This window comes from Streptomyces hiroshimensis (genome assembly GCF_014650335.1).
In the GTDB taxonomy this organism is placed as follows: Bacteria; Actinomycetota; Actinomycetes; order Streptomycetales; family Streptomycetaceae; genus Streptomyces; species Streptomyces hiroshimensis.
The window spans coordinates 235587-255440 of sequence record NZ_BMUT01000006.1 but is presented as its reverse complement, the minus strand read 5'-3'; the positions used below and the strand labels follow the sequence as shown (position 1 = coordinate 255440).

Annotated in this window: 17 protein-coding genes; 7 read left to right on the top strand and 10 right to left on the bottom strand. The window is 73.5% G+C overall.

Annotation, left to right across the window (positions count from 1 at the left end; translation table 11 throughout):
• Positions 1-470 precede the first annotated feature (470 nt).
• Both IE241_RS16195 and IE241_RS16190 read left to right on the top strand, forming a co-directional pair.
• A complete protein-coding gene (locus tag IE241_RS16195; protein WP_190022429.1) occupies positions 471-1187 on the top strand; it encodes a response regulator in 717 nt (238 codons plus the stop codon).
• Positions 1184-2332, top strand: coding sequence for a sensor histidine kinase (locus IE241_RS16190; protein WP_190022428.1), 1149 nt, complete (start codon positions 1184-1186; stop codon positions 2330-2332). The genes IE241_RS16195 and IE241_RS16190 overlap by 4 nt, the downstream gene beginning before the upstream one ends.
• A 134-nt stretch (positions 2333-2466) precedes the next feature.
• On the opposite strand, the gene IE241_RS16185 is transcribed toward IE241_RS16190, so the two are convergent.
• A complete protein-coding gene (locus IE241_RS16185; RefSeq protein ID WP_190022427.1) occupies positions 2467-2865 on the bottom strand; it encodes an STAS domain-containing protein in 399 nt (132 codons plus the stop codon).
• A gap of 477 nt (positions 2866-3342) precedes the next feature.
• Here IE241_RS16185 and IE241_RS16180 point away from each other — a divergent pair, with 477 nt between their 5' ends.
• Both IE241_RS16180 and IE241_RS16175 read left to right on the top strand, forming a co-directional pair.
• Positions 3343-3870, top strand: coding sequence for a sigma-70 family RNA polymerase sigma factor (locus IE241_RS16180; protein WP_190022426.1), 528 nt, complete (start codon positions 3343-3345; stop codon positions 3868-3870).
• Positions 3867-5114 (top strand): zf-HC2 domain-containing protein, encoded by a 1248-nt coding sequence (locus IE241_RS16175; protein ID WP_229899321.1) that lies wholly within the window; start codon positions 3867-3869, stop codon positions 5112-5114. The genes IE241_RS16180 and IE241_RS16175 overlap by 4 nt, the downstream gene beginning before the upstream one ends.
• Before the next feature lie 78 nt (positions 5115-5192).
• Here IE241_RS16175 and purU read toward each other — a convergent pair whose 3' ends face one another.
• The 4 genes from purU to IE241_RS16155 all read right to left on the bottom strand — a co-directional run bounded on the left by purU (position 5193) and on the right by IE241_RS16155 (position 10021).
• Entirely contained in the window at positions 5193-6086 is an 894-nt protein-coding gene (gene purU / locus IE241_RS16170) for a formyltetrahydrofolate deformylase (RefSeq protein WP_190022425.1), read from the bottom strand.
• A 47-nt stretch (positions 6087-6133) separates the two neighbouring features.
• On the bottom strand, positions 6134-6634 hold the full coding sequence (locus IE241_RS16165) for an SCO4402 family protein (protein ID WP_190022586.1): 501 nt from the start codon (positions 6632-6634) through the stop codon (positions 6134-6136).
• A 65-nt stretch (positions 6635-6699) separates the two neighbouring features.
• Complete coding sequence (locus IE241_RS16160) at positions 6700-7668, bottom strand: hypothetical protein (RefSeq protein ID WP_190022424.1); 969 nt, start codon at positions 7666-7668, stop codon at positions 6700-6702.
• Between the two features lie 961 nt (positions 7669-8629).
• Positions 8630-10021, bottom strand: a complete 1392-nt coding sequence (locus tag IE241_RS16155; protein ID WP_190022423.1) for an NsdA family TPR-like regulatory protein — start codon at positions 10019-10021, stop codon at positions 8630-8632.
• A gap of 326 nt (positions 10022-10347) precedes the next feature.
• On the opposite strand from IE241_RS16155, the gene IE241_RS16150 reads away from it, so the two are divergent.
• A complete protein-coding gene (locus IE241_RS16150; protein WP_179082226.1) occupies positions 10348-11022 on the top strand; it encodes a bifunctional DNA primase/polymerase in 675 nt (224 codons plus the stop codon).
• A 33-nt stretch (positions 11023-11055) separates the two neighbouring features.
• On the opposite strand, the gene IE241_RS16145 is transcribed toward IE241_RS16150, so the two are convergent.
• From IE241_RS16145 to IE241_RS16135, 3 genes are all read right to left on the bottom strand, one after another.
• Complete coding sequence (locus tag IE241_RS16145; RefSeq protein ID WP_190022422.1) at positions 11056-12510, bottom strand: FAD-dependent monooxygenase; 1455 nt, start codon at positions 12508-12510, stop codon at positions 11056-11058.
• Between the two features lie 153 nt (positions 12511-12663).
• Positions 12664-13539 (bottom strand): alpha/beta fold hydrolase, encoded by an 876-nt coding sequence (locus tag IE241_RS16140; protein ID WP_190022421.1) that lies wholly within the window; start codon positions 13537-13539, stop codon positions 12664-12666.
• A 570-nt stretch (positions 13540-14109) separates the two neighbouring features.
• Positions 14110-14802, bottom strand: a complete 693-nt coding sequence (locus tag IE241_RS16135) for an iron-dependent transcriptional repressor DtxR (RefSeq protein WP_030369085.1) — start codon at positions 14800-14802, stop codon at positions 14110-14112.
• 195 nt (positions 14803-14997) lie between these two features.
• Between IE241_RS16135 and IE241_RS16130 the strand changes: the two genes are divergently transcribed.
• Complete coding sequence (locus tag IE241_RS16130; RefSeq protein WP_190022420.1) at positions 14998-15756, top strand: SIS domain-containing protein; 759 nt, start codon at positions 14998-15000, stop codon at positions 15754-15756.
• A 103-nt stretch (positions 15757-15859) separates the two neighbouring features.
• Here the strand turns inward: IE241_RS16130 and IE241_RS16125 are convergent, their stop codons facing one another.
• Together IE241_RS16125 and pdxH are read right to left on the bottom strand one after the other, a co-directional pair.
• Positions 15860-17236: a PAS domain-containing protein gene (locus IE241_RS16125; RefSeq protein ID WP_229899320.1), complete on the bottom strand. Its 1377-nt coding sequence runs from the start codon at positions 17234-17236 to the stop codon at positions 15860-15862.
• 420 nt (positions 17237-17656) lie between these two features.
• Complete coding sequence (gene pdxH / locus IE241_RS16120) at positions 17657-18352, bottom strand: pyridoxamine 5'-phosphate oxidase (RefSeq protein WP_373300684.1); 696 nt, start codon at positions 18350-18352, stop codon at positions 17657-17659.
• Between the two features lie 362 nt (positions 18353-18714).
• Here pdxH and IE241_RS16115 point away from each other — a divergent pair, with 362 nt between their 5' ends.
• On the top strand, positions 18715-19833 hold the full coding sequence (locus IE241_RS16115) for a citrate synthase 2 (RefSeq protein ID WP_190022418.1): 1119 nt from the start codon (positions 18715-18717) through the stop codon (positions 19831-19833).
• The last annotated feature ends 21 nt before the right edge of the window (positions 19834-19854 follow it).

The window sequence follows — 19854 nt, the reverse complement described above, 5'->3', positions numbered from 1 at the left end:
CGGCCGTGTACTGCAGCACCTCACTGCCGGTAGGTCAGTCCCGGCATGCTGCAGTACGAACAGCACTCTGCCCGCCGACACACCCCGGGCGGAATCCCCCGTGGGTCCAGGGCTGCCCCCGCCGATCGGAGGGGGTCCCTCCGCCCATCGGGGGGACGATCAGGGGACGAGCAGGGGACGATCGAAGGGCGATCAAGGGACGAGCAGTGACGGACTGGTCGGAACGCCACGCTCCGTTTTCGGTCATCGTTGTCGGAGCCGTGCGGCAGGCTGGGGGCGTGACCGGAAACCGGAGCCCGGCCGTGGCCGGAACCGGAGCAGGAAGAACCGGCTCTAGCCGGTCGTGGAACAAGCACGGACGACGCGGACGGCGCAGGTGACGCGGACGACGCACACGAAGCGCACGAAGCGGACGAGCAGAGAGCGAGCGGCATGAGACCGGGCAGTGGGCGTGGAAGAGGTAACCGCAGGTGATCCGTGTTGCGGTGGTGGACGACGAGCAGCTCGTCCGGTCCGGGCTGCGGATGATCCTGGGCACGGCCCCCGACATCGAGGTGGTCGCCGACTGCGGCGGCGGCGATGCCGTCGCGACCGTGCGCGCCTGCGCACCCGACGTCGTCCTGCTCGACATCCGGATGCCGGATGTCGACGGGCTGACCGTCCTGCGCGCGCTGCGCGACGCCCCGCACCCGCCCGCCGTCGCCATGCTCACGACCTTCGACGCCAATGAGTACCTGGCGGCGGCCCTGCGCAGCGGCGCGACCGGCTTCCTCCTCAAGGACACCGACCCCGAGCAGCTCGTCCAGGCGGTACGGACCCTCGCGGCGGGCGGCAGCGTCCTCGACCCCGGCGTGACCCGCGCGGTCATCGGCGGCTATCTCGCGTCCGAGGCGGAGACGACGGCCGCCGAGGCGGTGGCGGCGCTCACCCCGCGCGAGCGGGAGGTGCTCGCGCACCTGGGCGCGGGGCTGGCCAACCCGCAGATCGCCGAGCGCATGGGGCTCGCGCCCAGCACGGTCAAGGACCACGTCCGCGCCGTGCTCGGCAAGCTCGGCGGCCTGAACCGCGTCCAGGCCGCGATCGTCGCCGACCGGGCCGGGCTCGTCACCGCGCAGGGCAAGCACCGGCCGCAGGGCGAGGAGGCGGGCCGGGCCCAGAGCGCCGGGCCGCCGGGCGGGGCCGCATGACCGCCCCCGCCGGTCTCCGGCTCGGCACCCGGCTCCCCCCGCGGGTGCGCGTCGCCGTCCTGCTGGTGGTGCCCGTGCTGATCGCCGCGCTGGACGCGGTGCTGGTCAACGGGCCGGGGCTCGGCCTGGACCTCGGGGTGTCGCTCCTGGCCGCCGTCGCCCTGCTGTGGCGCAGGCGCTTCCCGCTCACCGTCTTCGCGGTGACGCTGCCCGGCATCTACATCGGCTACATCTGGTTCGCCCCGATGATCGCGCTGTACACCGTGGCGACGCTGCGCCCCGACCGGCGGCTGCTCGTCGGGGCGGCCGCGCTGCTGGCCGTCGCGCACTTCCTGCCGTATCCCCTCTCGCGGCTGTCCTTCGCGGACCGGCGCGAGACGGCACTGCAGATGGTCGACGCGTGCGTCACCGCCGCCACGCCCGTAGCGCTCGGCCTGCTCACCCGCACCCGGCGCGAGCTCGCCTCCCGGCTGGACGAGCTGACGCGCAGCCGGGCCCGCGAGGACCGGCTGCTCGCCGACCAGGTCCTCGCCACCGAGCGCGCCCGGCTCGCCCGCGAGATGCACGACGTCGTCGCCCACCAGGTCAGCCTGATCAGCCTGCAGGCCGGCGCCGTGCAGATCAGCACGGGGGACGCACAGGCGCGCGACGGCGCCCGCAAGATCCGCGAGCTGTCCGTGCGCACGCTGGAGGAGCTGAGGCACATGGTCGGCATCCTGCGCGCCGCCGGCGCCGACACCGAGGAGCTCACCCCGCAGCCCCGCCTCGCGGACCTGCCGCGGCTGATCGAGCTGAGCGCGCTCGACGTGACGTACGAGAACACGTGCGACGCGCAGGCCGCGCGCTCCGAGGCCGTCGAGCGGGCGGCGTTCCGTACGGTGCAGGAAGCGCTGACCAACGCCCGTAAGCACGCACCGGGCGCGCACGTACGGGTGCGGGTGGCGGAGGACGCCGCGGAGAGGCTGCTGGTGGAGATCCGCAACGGGCCGCCGGACGCGGCCGTACCGGCGCCCGGGCTGCCCGGCGGCGGGCACGGTCTGGTGGGGCTGCGCGAGCGGGCGCAGAGCCTGGGCGGAACGCTGGAGGCGCATGCGACGCGGGAGGGCGGCTTCGTCGTACGGGCCGGGTTTCCGCGCGAGGGGTAGGCGGGTTTCCGCGCGAGGGTAGGGGTGAGGCGGGAGGACTTCCTTGCGGGAGTCGCCCCCGAGGCCAGGCGGCCGGGGCCAGGCGGCCGGGGCCAGGCGGCCGGGGCCAGGCGGCCGGGGCTAGGCGGCCGGGGCTAGGCGGACTGCGCGGGGAGGGGCTCGCCGCTGGCGTCGCGGCCCTCGTGGGTGGCCGTGGCCAGATCCGGATAGATCTCGAAGAGGCGGCGCACCCCGAGTGCGCCGAGCACCCTGTTGACGTGGGAGCCGTCCGCCGCGCCGCCCTGCGGGGGCAGGATGAGTCTCAGCCGCCCCTGACAGGAGCGCATCAGACGGCGGGCGGCGATCAGCACGCCGACGCCGCTGGAGTCGCAGAAGCGCACCTCGGCCAGGTCCAGCACGAGGCTGCGCCGTCCGTCGGCGACCGCGTCGTGCACGCGTTGCCGGACCACCGGCGACGTCACCAGGTCCATCTCGCCGGAGACGCGGAGGACGGCCCAGTCCCCGCGCTCGGCGTCCTTCACCTTCAACGTCACGCGCTCGAAGCCCCTTCGCTCGGTCTCTCGCTCCCCGGAACGGACCTTTCCGCAGCCGTGGCTGCCCGGCGTCTCCCCCGTCTCTCCCACGTGAAACGCCGGTGGGACCGGATGTGCAGCACCGGCCCCCAACGAGCCTATGCCCAGCTCGAACCCTTAATCCCCAAAGTTCCGGTCACACCCGCATAACACATCGGCACATTCGCGCACGTACGATCCGTAACGATCGGCCAGATGTGCGGAAAGTGACCGGGTCAATACCATCCGGGGCCGCCAGGCGGGGCGATCTTCACGATGTTCCCCGCAAAGACGGCCTGACTGTCGGACCCGGCCACTACATTCGAGGAGTATGTGACCGTGGGCACAAGCGCTGCGCGTCGCGAGCACCGGTCATGAGTGCGACGCACACCTGCGCGAGGGACGACGGACGGAGGGGCAGACATTGCGACCGACGCACCACCCCGGTGGGACCGCAAGATGCAGCAGCGGCTCGCGCACGGTGAGGCGGCCGCCCTCGGCGAGCTCTACGACCGCTTCGCCTCCCTCGTGCACACCCTCGCCCACCGCGTCCTCGGGGACGAGGCCGGAGCGGACCGCGTCACGCGCGAGGTTTTCGGCCATGTCTGGGAGCACCCCGGCGAGTTCGACCCCCGGGAGGGCTCGCTGCGCTCCTGGATCGCCGGGCTCACCCACCGTCAGGCCGTGGAGCGGCTGCGGCAGTCGCAGAGCGACGGCGCGGCCACGCCCGACGAGATCGAGGAGAAGGTCCGCGCGGCCTCCGCCGCCGCCCGCGCCGACTACATCGTCACCTCCATGCCGGCCCCGCTGCGCGCCGCCCTCGACCTCGCCTACCTGCGCCGTCTCGACTACCGCCGGGCCGCCGCCCACCTCGGCGTCACGGAGGACGAGGCGCGCCGCCGGCTGCGCCTGGGCCTGCAGCTGCTCTCCACCGCGCACCCCGGACCGCGCGTCGTCACGCCGCCGGCGCACGGAGGGGCACTGTGAGCGAGGAATTCGGCCGGGGAGGGCCAGGCCGTCAAGACGGAAACGGCGCTTCCGGTCCGCCGCGGCCGCCGCGCATACCGCTGCCGCGGACGGCGGCGGAGGACGGGGCCCGGTGGCCGGAAGCCGCCCCCGCCTCCGCCTCCGCCTCCGTCCCCGAGACGACCCCGATCGCCCGCGAAACGGCCCCGATGTCGCACAAGGTGCTCAAATCCCTGCTCGGCGCCTGGGCCCTGGCCGCCTGCTCCCCCGAGGAGACCGCGGCCGTGGAAGCACACCTGACCGACTGCGCCACCTGCGCGGACGAGGCCGTACGACTGCGCGAGGCCGTCGCCCTGCTGCACCCGGAGGACAATCTGGACCTCGACCCGCGGCTGCGCTCCCGCGTGCTCGCCTCCTGCCTGGGCCGCCGCCCGGCCCGCGTCCCCGTGCCCTCCTGGGTCGCCCCCTACGACGCCGAGACCGCCCGGCTCGACGCCCTCCTCCGCGACTTCGGCGAGGCGGAGTGGCAGGCGCCGGTGCGGCTCCAGTGGTTCGACGGATCGCGGGCCGTGGAGCGCGATATGACGGTCGCCGCGGTCATCGCCCACCTCACGGCCGCCGACGGCGCCGTCGCCACGGCCCTGGGCCTCCCGGAGCCGGCGGGCGGGGAGGGCGAGGCCGCCGCGGGCGGGGAGGGCGCGGTGCGGACGGAGTGGCGGCGGCAGGGGCACGCGCTGATACGGAGCGCGTCGTTCGCCGACGGCGGCGCCGCGGAACTTCCCGTCCCGTCCGGGCGGTTCACCCTCCCGCTGCGCGATGCGTTCCTCGACCGGGCCTTCGGGTGCTGGATCCACGCGGAGGACATCGCCGACGCCGTCGACTACCCCTACCGCCCGCCCTCGCCCGGCCACCTCCACGACCTGGTCGACCTGACGGCCCGCATGCTCCCGGCGGCCATCGCAGGCCGCCGCCGCGCAGGCCTCGCCCCGCCGCCGCGCGCCCTGACCGCGGCGGGAGCCCCGGGCCGCACGCTGCACCTGGAGGTCGAAGGCAGCGGCGGCGGCCACTGGTACGTCCCGCTCGACTCCCCCGCGGCCACGGCCGCCCCGGAGGACGAGGTCGCCCACGTGGCCCTGGACGCCCTGGAGTTCTGCCGCCTGGCCGCGGGCCACGTCCACCCGGAAGAGGCCGCAGCGGGCCACACAGGGGATCGCGAGGCGATCCTGGACGCCCTGTACGCGACGGCTTCGCTGTCGCGGATGTAGAGCCTGCAGAACGGCTTGTGGCCCGCATCCTCGATGCGGGCCACAAGCCGTTCTGCAGGCTCTACGGGTTCTGCGCTGCTACGCGAAGACGACCGTGCGCCGCCCGTTCAGGAGCACCCGGTGCTCGCTGTGCCACTTCACCGCGCGCGCGAGCGCCTGGCACTCCACGTCGCGCCCGACGGCGACGAGCTGCTCCGGGGTGACCTCGTGGCCGACGCGCTCGACCTCCTGCTCGATGATCGGGCCTTCGTCGAGGTCCGCGGTCACGTAGTGCGCGGTGGCGCCGATCAGCTTCACGCCGCGGGCGTGCGCCTGGTGGTACGGCTTCGCGCCCTTGAAGCTCGGCAGGAAGGAGTGGTGGATGTTGATGATCTTCCCGGACAGCACCTTGCACAGATCGTCCGAGAGGACCTGCATATAGCGGGCGAGGACGACCAGCTCGACGTTCTCCGCCTGGACGAGCTCCAGGAGCTTCGCCTCCGCCTCCGGCTTGTTGTCCTTCGTGACCGGAATGTGGTGGAAGGGGACGCCGTAGGAGCCGACGAGCTCGGCGAAGTCTGTGTGGTTGGAGACCACGGCGGCGATCTCCACCGGCAGGGCGCCGATCCGGGAGCGGAAGAGGAGGTCGTTCAGGCAGTGGCCGAACTTGGACACCATCAGGACGATGCGCATCTTCTCGTCCGCCCGGTGGATCTGCCAGTCCATGTGGAACGAGTCACCGATGGCGGCGAAGCTGGCCCGCAGCTTCTCCAGGGTGACGGGCGCCTCCGCACCGAAGTGGACGCGCATGAAGAAGAGCCCGGTGTCGCGGTCGCCGAACTGCTGGCTGTCCTCGATGTTGCACCCGGTCATGAAGAGGTAGCTGGACACCGCGTGGACGATGCCCTGCTTGTCGGGGCAGGAGAGGGTGAGGACGTACTGCTCGGGCTGCGCAGGGGCCCCTTCGGCGGCAGGGGGCTGGGAGGCGTTCATAGCCCAATAGCCTCGCACACCCGCGGGGCCCCGCTCGACCGCCCGGCTCAGCGCACCTGCGTGAGCCGCTCCAGCACCTCCAGCGGGCGCGGCGGCACCTCCGGCTCGTCCCCGTCGTTCAGCGCCAGCCGTACGTGCGCCTCCCGCGCGGCCCGTACGGCCTCGGGCCAGCCGTGGTGCTCCAGATACGCCGAGACGGGCGCGTCGGGCCCGACCTGGTGCATGATCCGCAGGACCCGCAACACGGCCAGGTCGACGAGCGCGGCCTCGCCCGAGTCCCGGAAGATCGTCCCGATGTACTTCTCGGCCGACCAGTTGTCCAGCCAGGTGTCCTCGACCAGCCGGTAGACGGCGTCGGTCACGTCCCCGAATCCCGCGTCGCCGGCGAGCCAGCGCTCGCGCTGGAAGTCGGGGTCCGAGAGCATGTGCAGCGCCGAGCGCACATGCGCACGCCAGCGCCACCACGGCATGTCATTGAGCGGCATGCCGTCCATGGTGGTCGAGCGGCGGCCGCGGCGGGAAGACTTCTCCGAACCCTGCATAGCAATCGATCGTACGTTCCCACCCGAGCGACCCGCCCCGGCCCCCGGAATCGGCGCCGTGCGACCGTCCGCTACAGCTGCGCCCAGGAGTGCGGCGACAGCCCGTACTTCTTCGCGATCGGGTTCCACAGGTCCGCGGCCGACTTCTTGGCGGCGGTCGCGTCACCGCTCGCGCGGTCGCCCGCGGCGCTCTCGCCGGACGGGCGGGCGTGACCCTTGACGCACCCGTGCTTGCCGCCCACCTGGTCCGCCCACGTCGCGTAGTGGGTGTCCGCGGAGGCGGAGGACTGCCAGGCCTTGGTCAGCTGGGCCGAGAGCTCGGCGCTGTTGGGGAGCTTGTCGATCGCGGTCTTCTGGAGGCGGGTCACCAGGCTGTCGCGCTGCTTGGCGGCGTCACGCAGGTCGGAGGCGGACTTGCCCAGGTCCTTGCAGTTACGGGTGGAGTCGACGGCCTTGATCACGGCGTCGCGGCTGTTGTTGCTGTCCTTCAGCAGGGCGTCCAGGGCCTTGGCCTGGGCGACGGCCGGGTCCGCGGGGTCGGCCGACGGCTCCTTCTTCTTCCCGCCGTCCTCCTCGGGCGCGCTGCTGGGCGCGGCGGAGCTGACCGCGGTGTTCTGCGGGGTGTCGCTCTTCTTGTCGTCCCCGCCACTGAGCAGCGCACCGGCGGCGAGCCCGGCGGCGGCGCAGCCGGCGACGACGATGCCGACGATGGCCGCGGTGGGCAGCTTCCGCCGGGAGGGCGGGGAGGCGGGGGCGGGGTGCGGGGGAGCCGCGTGCGGCGCACGCGGCGGGGGTATGTGCCCCGGCCCGGACGCCACGGGCTCGCGGCCCGGCTGCCGGGCGGCGGCGTCGGCGGAGGCGCGGAACAGCCCGTCGAACTCGGAGGGCGGCGGCCGCTCCCCCTGCGGGGCCGGACCGCCGAGGGGCGGCGGAGCGCCTGCGACGGAGGCAGGGCCGGAGGAGACGTTCCCTCCGACCGGCGGCAGATACTGGGTCGCTGCGGCAGCCGCATCTGCGCCGGAGGGCGCAGCCCCGGGCACGGGCGGAAGGTACTGGGTGGCCGCAGCGGCGGAGTCCCCACCCGAGGACGCGCCACCGCCGACGGGCGGCAAATACTGAGTGGCGGCATCCCCGGCGGAGGACCCGGCCCCCGGCACAGGCGGCAGATACTGCGTAGCCGCCGCAGCCGCGTCCCCGCCCGAAGGAGCGGTACCCGGCACGGGCGGCAGATACTGCGTGGCCGCAGCAGCATCCCCACCCGAGGACGCGCCACCGCCGACCGGCAGGTACTGCGTGGCCGCCGAGGCCGTGTCGGAGACCGGCGGCAAGTACTGAGTCGCGGAATCCGCGGACGGCCCGCCGGGAGCACCCCCCTGCACACCACCCCGAGTGTCACCCTGCGCATACGGAGCCGGCGGCTGCGGTGCGCCCGGAAGCGGCCCGGAGGCGACCGGCGGCAAGTACTGGGTGGCTTCGGAGGCGGAGTCGGGGGCGGCCGGGGCGGGCCCGGTGCCCAGGACCGGCGGCAGGTACTGCGTGGCCTCGGAGTCACCGGGGCGCGCAGACGCGCCCGGCGGCGTGCCCGGCGGCATCTCGGGCGGCAGGGGGGCGCGCTGCGCGTCGGACCCCCACGGCTCGCCCCAGGGCCGGCCGGGGGACGGCTGAGGCGCGTTGCCCTGTCCGCTCTGCGTCACCGGGACTCCTCAAGCTGTACGGCAACTTATCGATAGCGCGGCCACGCTACCGGGTCACCGCACGGCGGGGCCATGCGGCCGGATCCGGCGGGAGGGCGGTGGGGGCGCAGAGGTGTTCCGGAATGCTGCCGGATATTTGTGGGCGGGCTTCCGGGTACGCCTGCGGCAGACGGTTCCGCCCGTAAATATCCGATTCCGGAACACCTCGGAGCCCCCACCACCCGGCACCCCCACCGCCCGGCACCCGACAACGCACGCCGGGCGAAAATCCGGGGCGCAGGGCCCCGCAGGGTGCCCCGCAGCGCCCCTACGCCGCCTGCACCTCCAGCCGAGCCCCGAATTCCCGAACCACCGGCTCCTCCCGGTACGGCGCGAGCCGCTGCTGGAAGTCGTCCAGGTACTCCGCGCCCCGGTTCGACCTCAGCGTGCCCAGCAGGTCCAGCGCCCGCACCCCGGTGGCACACGCCTCGTCGACGTCCCGCTGCTGGACCTGCGCCGTGGCCAGCAGCAGCATCCCGATGGCGCGCCTGCGCACCCGTCCCTCCGCGTGCCCGGCGATGGCGTCCTCCGCGTGCCGCCGGGCCTGTTCGGCCTGCCCGAGGTCACGGTGGCAGTGCGCCAGTTCGTCGGCCAGGTAGGCGTGGTCGAAGTGCCGGATCCAGGCGGGGTCGTCGCCGGAGTCCGGCGCCGGGTCCCCGGCCTGTTCGAGCTTGGCCAGGGCCTTGGCGGCGACGCCCTGGCACGACCGCGCGTCCCCGAGCAGGGCGTGCCCGCGCGCTTCGGCCGCGTAGAACATGGCCTCGGCCCGCGGTGTGACGTGCCCCCGCGCTCCTTCCTGTGCGGCTTTCGCCAACTGGGCGATTTCCCTTGGGTTCCCCAACGAAGCCGCCAGGTGACTCATGCTGGCGGCCAGCACATACCCCCCGTACCCACGGTCCCCCGCAGCCTGGGCGAGACGCAGTGCCTGGATGTAGTACCGCTGAGCGAGCCCGGGCTGGCCGGTGTCGACGGCCATGTAGCCGGCGAGCTCGGTCAACCGTGCGACGGCGGCGAACAGTTCGCGCCCCACGGATTCCCGGTAGGAACCGGCGAGCAGCCCGGAGACGACGCTGTTCAGATAGTGCACGACGACGGGCCGCACGTGCCCGCTGCCGTACCGGTGATCGAGCTCGACGAGCGCCTCGGTGGTCGCCCGCACCGCATCGACGTCGGACGGGCCCACCCGCGCCCCGGCGTTGCGCGCGACCTGCGGATCGGCTCCGGTGATGAGCCAGTCGCGGCTCGGCTCGACGAGCGCGGACGAGGCGACGGACGTCCCGCTGAGGAAGTCCCGCCGGCCGACGTCGCTCCGCCACAGCTCACACACCTGCTCGATCGCGCCGAGCACGGTGGGCGAGAACTGCAGGCCGACACCGGAGGCGAGGTTCTTGCCGTTCGCCATGCCGATCTCGTCGATGGTGACGGTGCGCCCGAGCTTGCGGCCCAGCGCCTCGGCGATGATGGCGGGGGCCCGCCCCCGCGGCTGCTGGCCACGCAGCCAGCGCGCTACGGAAGTCTTGTCGTAGCGCAGGTCGAGCCCGTGCTCGGCGCCGCACATATTGACGCGCCGGGCGAGGCCGGCGTTGGAACAGGCGGCTTCCTGAATGAGCGCCTGCAGCCGTTCGTTCGGCTGCCGCGCCACGAGTGGCCGTGCGGCCATGCTGTACCCCCTGAAACTGCTAAGCGTTCGCGGCGCCGTCCGCCGCGGAATGCGGAGAAGCTGAGACAGCTCACGACTGCGTCTTCCCCTGTGATCTTTGCCCCCTGAATGTCCGGAGAATGCGGACTTAACGGTAATGACAGCAAAGGCGGCATTGGCCAGACAATGACGGTCTCGCCCTGTCGCCGCAGAGGTGGCTACCCACCCTCGGGGGCCAACCCGCGTCTGCGCCCCCGTACATGCATCCGTGCGCCCCACGTGCATGTCCTGGCACCGCCCACAAGCGTGAGCCTGAGCCGTAACCCCTCGTGACGAGGGGAGTTGTGATGGGCGTGGAAGAGACCATCGCAGTAGGAGCCCCGCACATCCCCCAACAGCGCAGCGAGCAACTGCTGGACGCCGCTGTCAGGTATGCGGAGGAGCGGCACTGGGACGTATTCGGCGGCACGTGGCTGCAGGTGGAGGAGGGGCGGGAGCACTGCTCGTGCGGTGATCCCGGCTGCCCCGCCCCCGGCGCACACCCGGACCGCCCGGACTGGGCCACCCAGGCCACCGGCAGCGCGGTCGCCGTCCGCCGCATGTGGCAGAAGCAGCCCGCCGCTTCGGTCCTGCTGCCGACGGGCCGCACGTTCGACGCGCTGGACGTCCCGGAGACCGCGGGCTGCCTGGCGCTGGCCCGGATGGAGCGGATGGACATCCAGCTGGGGCCGGTCATGTGCACGCCGTTCCGCCGGATGCAGTTCTTCGTCCTGCCCGGCGGGGCGCTGAAGGTCGCCGACCTCGCCCGGAAGCTGGGCTGGCACCCCACGTCGCTGGATCTCATCGCGCGCGGCGAGGGCGACTACGTGGTCGCGCCGCCCACCCGCATGGGCACGCGCGGTTCGGTGCAGTGGGCGCGCCAGCCCACGGCCGCCAACCGCTGGCTGCCGGATGCGGAGGAGCTGGTGAGCGCCCTGGCGTACGCCTGCGGGCGGGATGCGGCGGACGCCCGCCGCAGGTGAGGAACGCGGCGGCGGGCGTGAACGCGGGCGGGGTCAGCCGAGGGCGGCGGCCTCGGCCACGTAACCGTCGGGCCGTACGAGGAGCGTCGTGGTGCGGGCGTCGGCACGGGTGACCGTGGTGACGCCCGCTTTCTCGTGGGGCGGTGCGCCCCCGCCGCGCGGCAGGACGCGGACGTACGTCCCGGCGCGCAGCGCCTCGTACAGGCGGGAGGGCTCGCCCGGGCGCTCCGCGAGCGGCAGGTCCGGGGCGCGGCGCCCGGTCAGCGGGTGGGCGCCGGGGGGCGCGGGGTAGTCGATGCCGATGCCGGAGATCATGAGCGCGCCGCGGTCGGTGGCGAAGGGTACGGCTGCCGCGGCCATGGCGACGGCGTCGCGCAGCCCGCGGGCGACGGGCGAGGCGAGCAGCACGGCGCGCACGAGGGCGCCGCTGATGCGCAGCACCTGCTGCCCTACGGGATGGCGTTCGTCGTGGTAGCTGTCGAGCAGGGTGTCGGGGGCCGTGCCATGGAGGACGGCGGCGAGCTTCCAGCCGAGGTTGGCGGCGTCCTGGAGCCCGGCGTTCATGCCGAGCCCGCCGGCGGGCGAGTGGACGTGGGCGGCGTCGCCGGCGAGGAAGACGCGTCCCTCGCGGTAGCGCGGCACCTGCCGCTCGTCGCTGTGGAAGCGCGAGGTCCAGCGCGCGTCGTACATGCCGAAGTCGGTGCCGAAGGCGGCGCGGGTGACGGCCTTGAGCTCGTCGAGGTCGACGGGGGCGCCGGCGGGCAGGTCGGAGCCCCGCTGCCAGGCGATGGCCCGGTAGTAGCCGTCGCCGAAGGGCACGAGGAAGGCGAAGCTGCCGTTGACGCTGTTGAAAGCCGGCAGCCCGTCGGGCTCGGCCTCCAGCCGTACGTCGGCGAGCATGACGGACCGCAGCACGGACTTCCCCGGGAAGGGCATCCCGAGCGCCCGGCGCACGGCGCTGCGGACGCCGTCGGCGCCGACGACGTAGGCGGCACGCAGCGTTTCGGCACCGCCGCCCTCGTCGGTGCGAAGGTCCACTCCGACCCCATCGGCGTCCTGCCGCAGACCGGTGACCTCGGCGCCGCGCCGCATCACGGCCCCGGCCTTGAGGGCGCGCTCCTCCAGCACCCGCTCCGTCTCGTACTGCGGCGTCATCAGTACGCCGGGGAAGCGGCTGGGCAGCCGGGAGAGGTCGATCTTCCCGCGCCCGAAGATCCGGAGGGTGTCGAGGAAGGGCCCGGTGGCCAGCAGCGGCTCGGCGATCCCGCGGGCGTCGAAGGCCTCCAGCGTGCGCGCGTGAACGGCGAAGGCCCGGGTGAGGTTCGACTCCCGCGCCCTCTTCTCCACGACCGTGACCCGCACACCGGCGGCGGCGAGGTCCCCGGCGAGCAGCAGCCCGGTGGGGCCGGCGCCGACGACGATGACGTCGGCGGGGGCGGGCACGGGGGCGGGCGTGGAAGGGGTCCGGGGGAAGAGCGGGGAGGACATGACGGCTCCTCGGGTGGCTCGTCAGGACAAGTGGCCTGTACGGCCATGTGACCTGTACGGACATATGGCCGTACAGCCAGTGCACACCCGCACCCGGAATATGTCAACGCTTGTTGAATTAATGTGCAGGCCCCGACCCCACCCCCGCCCCGCCTAAGCCCGCAGCGCCGCCTCCAGGAACGGCTCCACCGCCTGCCTCCAGCCCTCCGGCTGGTCGTAGTGGACGAGGTGGCCGGCGTCCTGGACCTCGGCGTAGGTGCCGCGGGGCAGGACGCGGACCATCTCCTGGGCCTCGGCGCGGCCCAGCTCGCCGTCCGGGCCGCGGACGACGAGGGCGGGGCATTGAACGAGGGCGAGCTCTTCCCAGTGGGCGTCGTGGGCGTAGGTCTCGCGGGCCTGGAGCATCTGGCGGCGGGAGAAGGCCGGGCGCCAGCCGTCGGCGCGCTCGGCCATGATCTCGGCGTAGTAGTCCCCGCGGGCCGGGCGGGGGCGCTCCAGGGTGGGGTCGCCCTCGGCGAACCACTTGCGGACGTCCGCGAGCGTGGCGAAGGGGACCGGCCAGGAGCGGAACCACTCGCCCCACTCCCGCTGCGTGGCCGCCCCGAGGGCGGAGGCCCGCATGTCGCAGATGACCAGGGCCCGGACGAGGTCGGGGCGGCGGGCGGCGAGCTGCCAGGCGGTGAGGGCACCCATGGCGTGGCCGATCAGGACGGCGGGAGCGAGATCCAGGGCCTCGATGGCGGCCTGGGCGTCGGCGATATAGGCATCGCGGGTGTACGGGCCGTCGGCGGGGCGCTCGCTGCGGCCGTGACCCCGCTGGTCGAGGGCGACCACGCGGTGGCGGCCGGACAGCCAGCGGGCCGTCTCCGCCCAGTGCGCGGCGCGGCCCATCAGGCCGTGGAGCAGCAGCACGGCGCCGGGGCCGGGACCGCCCGCCCCCTCCCGGCAGGGGCGCTTGGGCGGATCGGCGAACTCCCAGGCCGCGAGCCGCACTCCGCCGCTCCCACTCACGTCGATACGCCGAACCATGAGACCTGGCACCCCCTACTCTCCCCCGAGCAGCTCCACGATATAGAACTTACATTCGAATGCATGCTCATCGCGCGCAACACCCCTCGTTCGAGTGACCTCAGGGAAGGGTTGACCGGCGGCACCCAGGGGATTAATCGACCTGGGCGCGGACCGCTCGGGGAAGAAGGTCCGCGGGGCGGACCCTGGGAGCTCGGGGCTCCGGGTCGCCACGGGGGTATATGGGGAGGCAGGGCCCCGGCTGCCCGAAAGGGCGCCGGGGCCCTTGTCACGCCCCACCGGCCTCATCGCGGCCCCCTCCCCGAGACAGCGGCGTGCCGCGCATATGCGCGCCAGCGCCAGCGTGGCACGGCCGGGCCGCCCGCGGGTCGGTTACGCGGACTCCAGCCAGATTCAAGGGAGTTGACCCAGCAAAAGGGGGAAGCGGCACGGAGAACCGGCACAAGAACCGGCACAAGAACCGGCATGGGGACCCGGCGCAGCACGACGCCCCGCTGCCGGCCGCGGAGGCGGCCGCGCGCAGCGGGGCGCAGGCGAAACGGTGCGAAACGGGGATCCGGGCGGAAGGCCTCAGCGCTTGGCGACGAAGACGTGCGCCGCGATGTCCGGCTCCAGCTCGGTGGCCTCGCCGCTGCTGCCGACGATCACACCGCCCGCCGAATCCGTCACGCTCACCACCGCGCCGGGCTGGACGCCCGCGCGCCGCAGCGAATACATCAGCTGGGCATCCGTCTGGATCGGCTCGCCGATGCGGCGTACGACGACCGTCTTGCCGTCGGACCCGGCGTCCAGATCCATCAGGCTGACCATGTCCTCATTGAGCAGCGGGTCCGGCTCGGCCTTCTCGCCCAGCTCCTCCAGGCCCGGGATGGGATTGCCGTACGGCGACTCGGTGGGGTGGCGCAGCAGCTCCAGCACGCGGCGCTCCACCGCCTCGCTCATGACGTGCTCCCAGCGGCAGGCCTCGGCGTGCACCTGCTCCCACTCCAGGCCGATCACGTCGACCAGCAGGCACTCGGCGAGGCGGTGCTTGCGCATCACGCGCGTGGCCAGCCGGCGGCCCTCCTCGGTGAGCTCCAGGTGCCGGTCACCGGCGACGGACACCAGGCCGTCGCGCTCCATGCGGGCCACGGTCTGGCTGACCGTCGGCCCGCTCTGGTCGAGCCGTTCGGCGATGCGGGCACGCATGGGGACCACACCCTCCTCCTCCAGCTCGAGAATGGTGCGGAGATACATCTCCGTGGTGTCGATCAGTCCGGACATGCGTGCCCCTCGATAAGTCGTGCGCTGGCCCCTGGACCCAATTCTGACGCATACCACCGACAACGGTGCCGCGCGCGGCCCCTGCCTGCCCGCCGTATTGACAGGGCCCTGGTCCAGACCGCAACGTGATCCGCGCCACGAGCGTACGCCAGACCGTACGCGCCACCGGATCTCGATCTAAGGAGCCCCGCAGCGATGAGCGAGAACAAGCTGGCCGGGCAGTTCTTCGACGCCGCGATCGGGCTGCTGCAGCGGGTGCGCGACGAGGAGGCCGAGCACATCGCGGCCGCCGGGTCCCTGCTCGCCGACACCGTGGCGGACGGCGGACGGCTCTTCGTCTTCGGCGCGGGCCACTCCTCGCTCCCCGCCCAGGACGTCGTCTACCGCGCGGGCGGCCTGGCGCTGATCAACCTCCTCGCCGTCCCCGGCGTCGTCGGCCTCGACGTCGTTCCGGCCACGCTCGGCAGCGCCCTGGAGCGGGTCAACGGCCTGGCGGGCGCGGTCCTGGACACGAGCCCCGTGCAGTCCGGCGACGTCCTGATCGTCATCTCCCTCTCCGGGCGCAACCCGCTGCCCGTGGAGATGGCGATGAACGCCCGCGCGCTGGGCGTGCGCGTCATCGGCGTCACCTCGCTCGCCTACGCCGAGCACACCCGGTCCCGCCACTCCTCCGGCACGTTCCTGAAGGACCACTGCGACCTCGTCATCGACAGCAAGATCGCCACCGGGGACGCGGAGCTCACGGCGGACGGCATCGCCGCCCCCTTCGCCCCGGCGTCGACAGTCGTCACCAGCGCGTTGATGCAGGCGGTCGTCGCGGCCGCCGCGGGCGAGCTGGCCGCCCGGGGCATCGACCCGCCGATGCTGCGGTCGGGCAACGTGGACGGCGGGCACGAGTGGAACGGGCGGGTGCTGAGCGAGTACGGGGACCGGATCTTCTTCCGGCACCGGTAGCCCTCCGCGGACCGCCTTCCGGCGGCGGCGCGCGACCACGTCACCTGCGGGCCGTCCGTGGCCGGTCCGCGCAGTTCCCCGCGCCCCTATCGGGGCACCCCCACTAGGGCGTCGGCCCCGCGAGGTCGATCGACGCCGCCACCCGGCACGCGATGTCCTCCGCGTACGTCGCATCCGAGCGGTCGAAGGGGCGGCGCGAGGGGCCGCGCAGGAACGTCACCACGCCGAGCGTCCGCCCCCGGCTGCGCAGGGCCGTGGCGAGGGCGTGCGCGGTGCCCTCGGGCCACTTGCGTGCGGTGGCCCAGGTCTCGGTGCAGTCCGAGGCCGCGCGGACCGAGCCGCAGCGCTCGACGGCCTGCAGGGCGGGGTGACCGTCCGGATAGGGCACCGGCAGGCCGCCGCGGCCCATGGCCGGGCAGGGCCCCGGGGTGCCGGCCGGCGTGGCGGTGGCTCTGACGAGCCGGAGCGGGGGCTCGGGGGCCTGGCACGGCTCGGGGAGCAGGTCGATCAGGGCGTGGTCGGCGAAGCCCGCGAGGGCGAAGTCCATGTAGAGGGCGGCCGCTTCCATGGGGTCCTCGCACTCGGCGACGGCCCGTCCGGCCCGGTGCAGCTGGCTGGCGCGGAAGCGCAGCCGGGCGCTGTCCTGTTCGGTGAGCCGGGCGGCCGTGACGTCGAGGAACAGCCAGGCGACCCCCAGCGGCACCGGCTCCTCGGCGAGCGGCGAGGCCAGCCGCAGGAAGCCGCTGCGCCAGCAGCGGCGCTCGGGCGGGGCGCCGCCCTGGTCGCGCAGGGTCACCCACAGGTCGGTGGGGGCGGGCGGGGCGCCCGCCGCGAGGACGTGCTGGAGGGCTCCTTCGACCTCCTCCACGCCCTGGTCGAGCAGTTCGCCGAGCGGCCGGCCGAGGAGCGCGGTGCGGCCGGTGCGCAGGGCGCGCGCGGCGTGGGCGTTGGCGAGGGCCGGGCGCAGGTCGGCGTCGACGAGCACGACGCCCCAGGACGCGTCCCCGAAGAGGGCCTCGCTGAGCGCGATGGAGCGCTCCAGGTCGATCTGGGTGTGCACTTCGCTGAACGCGCAGTAGACCCCGGCGGGCCGGTCGCCCGTCCCCGGCAGGGCCGACAGCTGGGTGCGCACCAGCACCCGCCCGCCGTCCTTGGTGAGCAGCGCGAACTCGTGCACGTGACGGCCGGGCGCCGCCATGGCGGCGTCCAGCCGGGCCGCGACCTCCGCGGCGTCGGCGGGCCGCACCGCCCAGCCGGCCAGGCCCTGCCGCCCGACGGCCTCGGCCGCACTCCAGCCCAGTATCCGTTCGGCCTCGCGGTTCCAGTGGGTGACCGTGCCGTCGGCGTCGAAGGCGCACAACGCGGTGTCCATGCCGTCGAGGAGCGCCGCGAGGAGGCCGGAGTCGTCGCTGTCGGAGGCTTCCCCGGAAGCGGGTGCGGCGGCCGGGCGGGCCGGGCCTGACGTGTGTGGTGCGGTCACGAGGTACCCCCAGCTGGACGCGTCTGCATGTCCTGCACGACGGGTCATTCAACTCGACCGTGATGGGCACCACACCGTCTTCGGGGAAATCGTTGCCCACCGGAAATTCGGTTGTCGCTCACTCACGCGCTTCCTAGGGTGGTGCGCACACGAGAAGGGAGGTGGTTCGGGACATGGTTTCATTCCGGACGCGTGAGGTGACTGCGGGCTAGCGCCCGCCGTCGCGCCAAGCGCAACGCCGGGGCCTCCCAGCTGCAGCTGAGGGGATGCGCCGGCCAATCCCAAGCAGTCACCCGATCCGTGGGCCGCCGAGTCGTCCGCTCGGCACCGCCGCTCCGCAAGGCGCGGCGGTAACCGGCCCACGGATCGTCTGCTTTTACCGCCCTGGTCGCCTTATCGCCTTACGGGTCCTGACGGTTCCTACGGGCTGAGCCGCTCCACCCGCCAGGCCTGCCCTTCCCGCACGTACCGCAGCCGGTCGTGCAGCCGGTTCTCCCGCCCCTGCCAGAACTCCACGCTCTCCGCGATCACGCGAAAGCCGCCCCAGCCCGTCGGCACGGGCACCGGCTCCCCTTCGGGATAGCGGGCCAGCAGCCGCTCGTAGGCGGAGTCGATCTCCTCACGCGAGGCGACGACAGCCGACTGCGCACTCGCCCAGGCCCCCAGCTGCGAGCCGCGCGGCCGCGAGTGGAAGTAGACGGCCGTCTCCGAGGGGTCCACGCGCTCGGCCCGGCCGCCGACGATGACCTGACGGCCGATCGGGTGCCAGGGGAAGAGCAGCGAGACGTACGGATTGCCCGCCAGGTCGGCCGCCTTGCGCGAGCCGTAGTTGGTGTAGAAGACGAAGCCGCGCTCGTCGTAGCCCTTGAGCAGGACCGTCCGCGAGCCGGGCCGGCCCTCGGCGTCGACCGTGGAGACCACCATGGCGTTGGGCTCCCGCAGCCCGGCCGCGAACACCTGCGCGAACCAGATCGCGAACTGCTCGTACGGATCGGGGGCGAGGTCCGATTCCAGGAGGCCCTCGGAGCGGTACTGCTCACGCATGGCGGCGGCGTCCAGCGCGCCGCCGTGGAACTCGGGAGCGGGGAACTCGTCGGCGTGGGTCACGCGGCCCATCTTGTCAGCAAAAGGCCCGCGAAAGGCCCCGGGGCGGCAAGTGAGCCTGCCCTCAACCGGCCCTCCGTAACCCTCTCGTGGGCAAAATCCCCACTGTGCCGGACATCACCTTTCGCCGCATGTGGCGAACCCCCCAAAATCGCAGGGCGGGAAGCTGTGGTACCCGCACATCACCGGCTATCGTTTCCGGCCGGAATCCGGAACGAGCCCGCCCGTCAGGGGGCCGGGCGCGGAACCGGGTGAAGACCCGCCGCACGGGGCATGACCCGGTTGACCGGTGACGGACCACGAGTCGCACCGAGCAGCCGCGCCCGACCGGGCCCGGCACCCCGGCTGTCGCACACTTCATGAGGAGCCGCCTGATGTCCGACTTCGTACCCGGACTCGAAGGAGTCGTCGCGTTCGAGACGGAGATCGCCGAACCCGACAAGGAAGGCGGCTCCCTCCGCTACCGAGGCGTCGACATCGAGGACCTGGTCGGCCAGGTCTCCTTCGGCAACGTCTGGGGCCTGCTGGTCGACGGCTCGTTCAACCCCGGCCTGCCGCCCGCCGAGCCGTTCCCGATCCCCGTCCACTCGGGGGACATCCGCGTCGACGTCCAGTCCGCCCTCGCGATGCTCGCCCCCGTGTGGGGCCTGAAGCCCCTCCTCGACATCGACGAGGCCACCGCCCGCGACAATCTGGCCCGCGCCGCCGTCATGGCCCTGTCCTACGTCGCCCAGTCGGCGCGCGGCCAGGGCCTGCCGATGGTCCCGCAGCGCGAGATCGACAAGGCGGAGACCGTGGTCGAGCGCTTCATGAAGCGCTGGCGCGGCGAGCCGGACCCCAAGCACGTCAAGGCCGTCGACGCCTACTGGACGTCCGCCGCCGAGCACGGCATGAACGCCTCCACCTTCACCGCCCGCGTCATCGCCTCGACGGGCGCCGACGTGGCCGCGGCGCTCTCGGGCGCGGTCGGCGCCATGTCCGGCCCGCTGCACGGCGGTGCGCCCTCGCGCGTCCTCGGCATGATCGAGGAGATCGAACGCACGGGCGACGCCACGGCCTACGTCAAGCAGGCCCTGGACCGCGGCGAGCGCCTCATGGGCTTCGGCCACCGCGTCTACCGCGCGGAGGACCCCCGTGCCCGCGTCCTGCGCCGCACGGCCCGCGAGCTGGCCGCACCGCGCTACGAGGTCGCCGAGGCCCTGGAGAAGGCGGCCCTGGAAGAGCTGCACAACCGCCGCCCCGACCGCGTGCTCGCCACGAACGTCGAGTTCTGGGCGGCCATCGTCCTGGACTTCGCAGAGGTCCCGGCGCACATGTTCACCTCGATGTTCACCTGCGCCCGGACGGCAGGCTGGAGCGCCCACATCCTGGAGCAGAAGCGCACGGGCCGCCTGGTCCGCCCCTCCGCCCGCTACATCGGCCCGGGCCCGCGCGACCCGCGCGAGATCGACGGCTTCGCGGACATCACGGGGAACGCGGCGCTCGCGGGCTGACGCCTGCCGCACGGCGTGGTG